The 6,307-nt window shown below is 72.0% G+C and carries 5 protein-coding genes; 4 read left to right on the top strand and 1 reads right to left on the bottom strand.

The window, feature by feature from the left end:
- The first annotated feature begins 540 nt into the window (after positions 1–540).
- Genes dnaG through VIB55_RS23440 form a run of 4 tightly spaced genes read left to right on the top strand, consistent with a single transcriptional unit; the run spans position 541 to position 5,656 of the window.
- Positions 541–2,526, top strand: coding sequence for a DNA primase (gene dnaG, locus VIB55_RS23455; RefSeq protein WP_331879106.1), 1,986 nt, complete (start codon positions 541–543; stop codon positions 2,524–2,526).
- A 28-nt stretch (positions 2,527–2,554) separates the two neighbouring features.
- Complete coding sequence (locus tag VIB55_RS23450; protein WP_331879105.1) at positions 2,555–3,649, top strand: D-TA family PLP-dependent enzyme; 1,095 nt, start codon at positions 2,555–2,557, stop codon at positions 3,647–3,649.
- A 37-nt stretch (positions 3,650–3,686) separates the two neighbouring features.
- Positions 3,687–5,462 carry a DUF2339 domain-containing protein gene (locus VIB55_RS23445; RefSeq protein ID WP_331879104.1) on the top strand — a complete coding sequence of 592 codons (1,776 nt, stop codon included), beginning with the start codon at positions 3,687–3,689 and terminating at the stop codon, positions 5,460–5,462.
- Positions 5,459–5,656 carry a hypothetical protein gene (locus VIB55_RS23440; protein ID WP_331879103.1) on the top strand — a complete coding sequence of 66 codons (198 nt, stop codon included), beginning with the start codon at positions 5,459–5,461 and terminating at the stop codon, positions 5,654–5,656. The genes VIB55_RS23445 and VIB55_RS23440 overlap by 4 nt, the downstream gene beginning before the upstream one ends.
- Before the next feature lie 84 nt (positions 5,657–5,740).
- Here the strand turns inward: VIB55_RS23440 and VIB55_RS23435 are convergent.
- Positions 5,741–6,307 (bottom strand): hypothetical protein (locus VIB55_RS23435; protein WP_331879102.1); only part of this gene is annotated, 567 nt, incomplete at its 5' end.

The raw sequence follows: 6,307 nt of genomic DNA, 5'->3' as shown, positions 1-6,307 counted from the left end.
ACCGCTATCGATTTCTCCCCTCTCCCGGCGCAGTTTGCCGGGGGAGGGGCCGGGGGAGGGGCCCCCGCGAGTCTAGCCGAAGCGCGGTTCAGGTCTCCCCCTCCCCTGCGCAGCGGGGGACGGGGGCCGGGGGGAGGGGGCTCCCAAGGCATGCGCCGAGCCTGGTCGAACCGCCATCGAAGTGCTCCTCTCTCCCGCGCAGTTTGCGGGGGAGAGGCCGGGAGAGGGGGCACCCGAGGCATGCGCCGGGCCTGGTCGAACCACGCTCGAAGTTCCCCCCCCTCCCCGCACGTAGTTTGTGCGGGGAGGGGCCGGGGGAGGGGCACCCAAGGCTATCGCGCCCGCTGCCGCGCCCACGCTCAGGAGTACACCACGCTAGATCCTTCGCCCCGCGCAGGATCATGTGCGGGCAGGTGTCGCTCGCCTGGGGCTCAGGATGACATGCTGTGGCGTTGGCGGCGCACGCACTCACGCACTCACGCACTTTCGCACCTTCGCACTTTCGCACTTTCGCACTCACGCACTCACGCACCAGCAACCTTGCCCATCCCCGACCACCTCGTCGAAGACATCCGGCAACGGGCCGACATCGTGGAGATCCTCTCGGAGCACACGCGCCTCCGGCGCACCGGGAAGACCTACCGCGGGCCGTGCCCGTTGCACGGAGGCGAGGGGCCCAACTTCTCGGTGGACCCGGCCAAGGGGTTCTACAAGTGCTTCACCTGCGGCGAGGGCGGCACCGTCTACTCGTTCCTCATGAAGCACCTCGGGATGACGTATCCCGAGTCCATCCGCTGGGTGGCGGAACGGGTGGGGGTCGAGATCCCGGACGAACGCGAGGAGCGCCGCGCACAGGCGGAAGATCCGAATCGGCTGCTGTACGAAATCAACGGCTTCGCGGCCAAGTGGTTCCGCGACCAGCTCGCCTCGCCCGACGGCGCCGAAGCGCGCGACTACCTGAAGCGGCGCGGCATCACCCCCGAAACCATTGAGCGCTTTGGGCTGGGGTGGGCGCCCGAGTCGTTCGACGCGCTGGGCACGGCGGCGCGCAAGGCCGGCTACCACGGCGCCGACCTGCTCGCGCTCGGCCTGCTCAAGGAGCCCAAGAAGGCCGGGCGCGATCCCTACGACGCGTTCCGCGGCCGGGTGATCTTTCCCATCGAGGACCTGGGCGGGCGCGTCCTCGGCTTCGGCGGGCGCGTGCTGCAGCAGGTAGAGGCGCACATCCCCAAGTACCTCAACTCCCCCGAATCGGAGATCTACCACAAGGGAAGCACGCTCTACGGCCTGGGCTGGAGCCGCGGCTCCATCCGGAAGGAAGAGGTGGCGCTGGTCGTGGAAGGGTACATGGACTACGTGTCCCTGGCCGCGCACGGCGTCACCCACGCCGTTGCGCCCCTGGGCACGGCCATGACCGAGGAGCAGGCGGCGCTCGTCAAGCAGTACGCGCCGCGCGCCATTCTGCTGTACGACAGCGACAAGGCGGGGCTCAAGGCCACCTTCCGCAACGGCGACCAGCTGCTGCGCGCCGGCGTCGAGGTGCTGGTGGCCACCCTTCCCGAGGGCGAAGACCCGGACTCGCTGGTGCGTGCCCAGGGCGCCGACGCCCTCCGCCGCTACCTGGACGACGCGGTGGACGTGCTGGAGCGCAAGCTCCTGCTGCTGGACCGCAAGAACTTCTTCGGCAGCATCAAGGGAACGCGCCGGGCCATCGACCTGCTCCTTCCCACCGTCCGCGCCACGCGCGACGAAGTGCTGCGCGGCGTGTACCTGAAGCGCATCTCCGACCGCACCGGCGTGCCGGTCGACGCGCTGACCCGCGAGGCGGCCGAGGTGGTGGACGCGCCCACGCGGCGCGAAATGCGCAGCCAGCAGCGGCAGGAGCAGCCGCTGACGCGCCAGGACGACGGCTGGGGTGATGGGCGAGGCAACGGGCGTGGAGAGGGCGGCCGCGACCGGCAGCAGTGGCACGGGCGTCCCCGCGACGGGGAGCGGCAGGGGAGCCGGTGGAACGCCGACCGACCGCTGGCCACCCCCGCGCTGCGGCTGCGCATGGGCGCCGAGCGCAACCTGCTGATGATGATGTTCCACTCCGAGCGCTGGGTGGAAGAGTGCGCCAAGTTCGTGGGCCCCGACGACTTCCAGGACCCCGACTACCGCCGCCTCTTCCGCGTGCTGATCGAAACCGAGGGCCGCCGCGACCCCGAAGGCCGCTGGCTGCTGGAGTTTCCCGAGGAGCTGGCGGGCGACGTGGAGACGGTGCGCGGCGATGCCGAGCACTGCGACTGGAGCGGCGCGCCCGTGTTCTTCGCCGAGAACATGGACCGCATCCTCGCCCGCCCGCTGGAGCGCGAAGCCCGCTCGATCAAGCACCGCGCACAGTCCGGCGGCGAGGTAGATCCCGACATGCTCGCCGAGCTCCAGCAGCAGCTGCTTCTCAAGCGAGAGAACCGCAACCTGAAGGTGCGTCCGGGGATCCTCGACCCCGACGATCCCATCCTGCGCCGCGACCGCGAGCGCCGCTGAGCACGCCATCATCCACCGGCCGTTCCGAATGCCCGATCCGCGCGACCTGACCGAGATCGACACCCCCGCGCCCCTGGTGGACGTGGACCAGATGCACGCCAACCTGCGCCGGGCGGCGGAGTACTGCCGCGCGCACGGCCTGGCGTGGCGCCCCCACGCCAAGACCCACAAGAGCCCGTCGCTCGCCGCCGCGCAGGTGAAGGCTGGCGCGGTGGGCGTCACGGTCGCCACGCCGCGCGAGGCGGAAGTGATGGCGGATGCCGTCGATGACATCCTGCTCGCGTATCCGCCCATCGGCGCGCCCAAGCTGCGGCGGCTGATGGCCCTGCCGGAGCGCGTACGGCTGACGGTGGGGCTGGACTCGGCCGAGGCGCTCCGCGGGCTGTCCGACGCGGCGCGCGAGGCGGGGCGCACGGTCGGCGTGCTGGTGGAGGTGGATGCGGGCATGGGCCGCGTGGGGCTGCAGACGCCCGGGGAGGCCGTCGCACTGGCGCGGGCGGCGGCGGATGCCCCGGCGATCGAATACCGCGGCGTGATGTTCTATCCTGGCCACGTCCGCGGCAACGTCGGGGGACAGGACGAGGCCATCCGCGCGCTGTCCGATCGCGTATCATCGTTCGTCGACGCCCTGTCCGCGGCGGGGCTGCCGCCGCAGGTCGTCAGCGGGGGATCGACTCCCACGTTCTGGAGATCGCACGAGGTGCGCGGGCTCACCGAGGTGCGGCCGGGCACCAACATCTTCAACGACCGCACGACGTCCGAGATCGGCGCGTGCGGCTGGGACGAGTGCGCGTACTCGGTGCTGGCGACCGTCGTCTCCACCGCGGTGCCCGGGCAGGCCGTGGTGGACGCGGGCTCCAAGGCGCTGGCAAAGGAGGAGATCCGCGCCGAAACGGTGGGCTTCGGCGCGCTCCTGGACCGTCCCGAGGTGCTGGTGAAGTCCGTCTCCGAAGAGCACGGCTTGCTGGACCTGTCGCGCACCGACTGGCGCCCACGGGTGGGCGACCGCGTCCGCATCGTCCCCAACCACGTGTGCGTGTCGGTGAACCTTCACGAGCGCGTCTACGGGGTTCGCGGCGAGCAGGTGGTGGATGCATGGAACGTGGCCGCGCGCGGCCGCTGACCGGCACCCTTCGCATCCCACACCAGCGCATGACCTCATGACCACGCTTCCGGACGACTCCCTGGAACAGCGGCTGGCGCGCCTCGAACGGATGGTGGAGGAACTGCACCGCCGCCTTCCTCCCGTCCGCGACGGGGGGGTCGAAGCGGTGCGTCCGCCGCTTCAGGCCGAGGCACGGCCAATTCCCGCCATCGCCGAATCCGCCGACCTCGATGGATGGGGCACGCGCGGGCCGCGGACAGCTCCGCGACGGCCATCGCCGGACCTCGGCCTGGCGGCGCTCTTCCCGTGGGACGGGCAGACGTGGCTCAACCGGCTGGGGATCGTGCTGCTGCTGCTGGGGGTGGGGCTGCTCTTCCGCTACTCCATCGATCAGGGCTGGGTGACGCCGCAGGTGCGCGTGGGCTTCGGCGCGGCGGTGGGGGCGGTGCTCTCCGGGTTGGGGCTGCGCATCGACCAGCGGCGGCGGTTCGCGCCCGTGCTGCTGGGCGGCGGCGCGGCGACCTTCTACATCACCGGCTGGGCGGCGTACTACCTGTATTCGCTGGTTCCGTACACCGCGGCCTTCGGGGCGATGGTCGCCATCACCCTGGCCGCCTTCGGGCTGGCCCTTTCGCGCGGGCAGCCGGCGCTGGCCGTCCTCGGTGCCGGGGGCGGGCTGGGCGTGCCGCTGCTGCTGGGGATTTCGCTCGCCAGCCCGCGCGGCCTGGCGGCGTACACCTCGTTCATCCTGGCGTGGACGGTGGTGCCCTACTTGCGCCGCGGGTGGCGCTCCAGCCTGTGGACGTCGATGGCGCTGGCGTGGACGCTCCTTGCGCTGTACGCCAACCTCCTTGCCGAGACGTTCCGCGCGGGAGCGGAGGGGCGGGGATGGATCCAGGCGGCGGTAGCGTTCGCCTGGATCGTGCTCGGCGTGCTGCCGATCGCGCGACGGGTCGCGGACTGGCGCGCGGCGGAGCACGGGGGACACGGCCGCTGGTCGGGCAGGGACGTGCTCCACTGGTACGGCATCGCCCTGGTGCCGCCGGCGATGGCCCTGGCCGTCAGCGGCATCACGTGGAGGATGAGTGCCGAGCGCTGGGGCGCCGCCGCCATCGCCCTCGCCGCGGGTTACCTGCTCGCCGCGTGGGCGCTGCGCGCGAAGGACGCGCGGATCGCGAAGGTGCTGCTGTTCGCCGTGGCCGTGCTGCTCCCCGCCGGGTGCCTGGGCGCGCTGGAGGGCGAGGCCCTGCTGGTGTCGCTGGCGCTGCAGGGGCTGGGGTTTCACATGCTGGCGCGCCGCGGCGCCGGGGTGGCGGTGCGGTGGATGGCACACAAGCTGATGCTGGCCGCGGGCGCGTGGCTCGCGTGGCGCATCGCCTTTCCGGGCGCCACGGGCCCCTGGCGGCTCGCGGCGGACGCGGTGGTGGTCGGGGCGACCTTTGCCGCCGCGGGGTGGATCCGCGTTCCCTCCGAAGCCATGGCGTACCGCATCGCCGCGCAGATGGGTGCCATGGCGCTGGTGGTGCGCGAGGTGGCGCACCTGCCGGGAGGGCAGGGGATCGCTACCATCGCCTGGGGCGTGTACGGGCTGGGGCTGCTGGTGTACGCATTGCGCCGCGGCTCGCGGGTGCTGGAGCGGCTGGCCATCCTCACGCTGCTCGCGGCGGTCGCCAAGCTGTTCCTGGTAGACCTGGCCCGGCTGGATGCGCTCTTCCGCGTGCTGCTGTTCCTGGGCTTCGGGTCGGTGTTCCTGTGGCTGAGCTACTCCCTCTCGGGGTGGTGGGACGCATCGGCCGAGGCGCGCGCCCGGCCCGCGGGGCGCGACGCGTGACCCGGCCCCACGCGCCGCCCGCCGGGCTGTGCGGCTCGTGCGCCCACGTCCGCATCGTCGAAACCCGCAAGGGCTCGCGCTTCTTCCTCTGCCAGCTCTCCGAGACGGACCCGCGCTTTCCGAAGTACCCGCGCATTCCCGTGCTGAGGTGCGCCGGCTTCGTGCCGGTCGGAGCGGCCCCGGACGGCCCCTGACATCGTGGGGAAACCACAACGCGAACGAGGGCCCGGCGTCTGCCGGGCCCTCGCTCGTTCTCCCATCCCACGGCGTCGCCGGCTTCAGCTCGCTGTGGCGCGTGCCAGCACGGCCCGGGCGATGGCGCCTTCCAGCTCTCCCGTGCTCGAGCAGGCGACGGTGCCGCTGGCCTCGGCGCTCGTGTACACACCCCCGACCACCGTACGCAGGCGGCTTCCCTCACCCTCGGGGGTCACGGACGAAAGGACCGAGAGGCGAATTGGGAAGGTGTTCGCCGCGACGCCCTGGAGCCCCGTGTTCCCACAGTCCAGATACGTGGCGAGAGGCACCCGTCCCAGCTGCCCGCGGGCCCGGATCTGGGTGTTGCCCGTGGTGCGGTTCGGCGCGTCGATGGTGCCGACCGTGATGCCCAGGTCCTGGTATACGCCCGCCAGCACGCCGAACACGGCGTCGGGTGCGCGGGCGATCTGCGTCTCCGTTGCCGCCGCGTAGCTGGTCGTGGTGATGGCGGTTACCTTGGAGGCGCCCGCAGCGCTGGCGCTGTGGATGAGGGTGGTGTTGCGGGTCACCCTCTCGGGCCCCCGGGTCGTCACGGGTTCGGCGGCCGTCGCGCACCCCGCAACGGCCAGAACGAGCATGGAAGCAAGAGG

This window comes from Longimicrobium sp. (assembly GCF_036554565.1).
GTDB lineage: Bacteria > Gemmatimonadota > Gemmatimonadetes > Longimicrobiales > Longimicrobiaceae > Longimicrobium.
The sequence above is the reverse complement of the archived record's forward strand: the minus strand, read 5'-3'. Positions and strand labels throughout refer to the sequence as shown.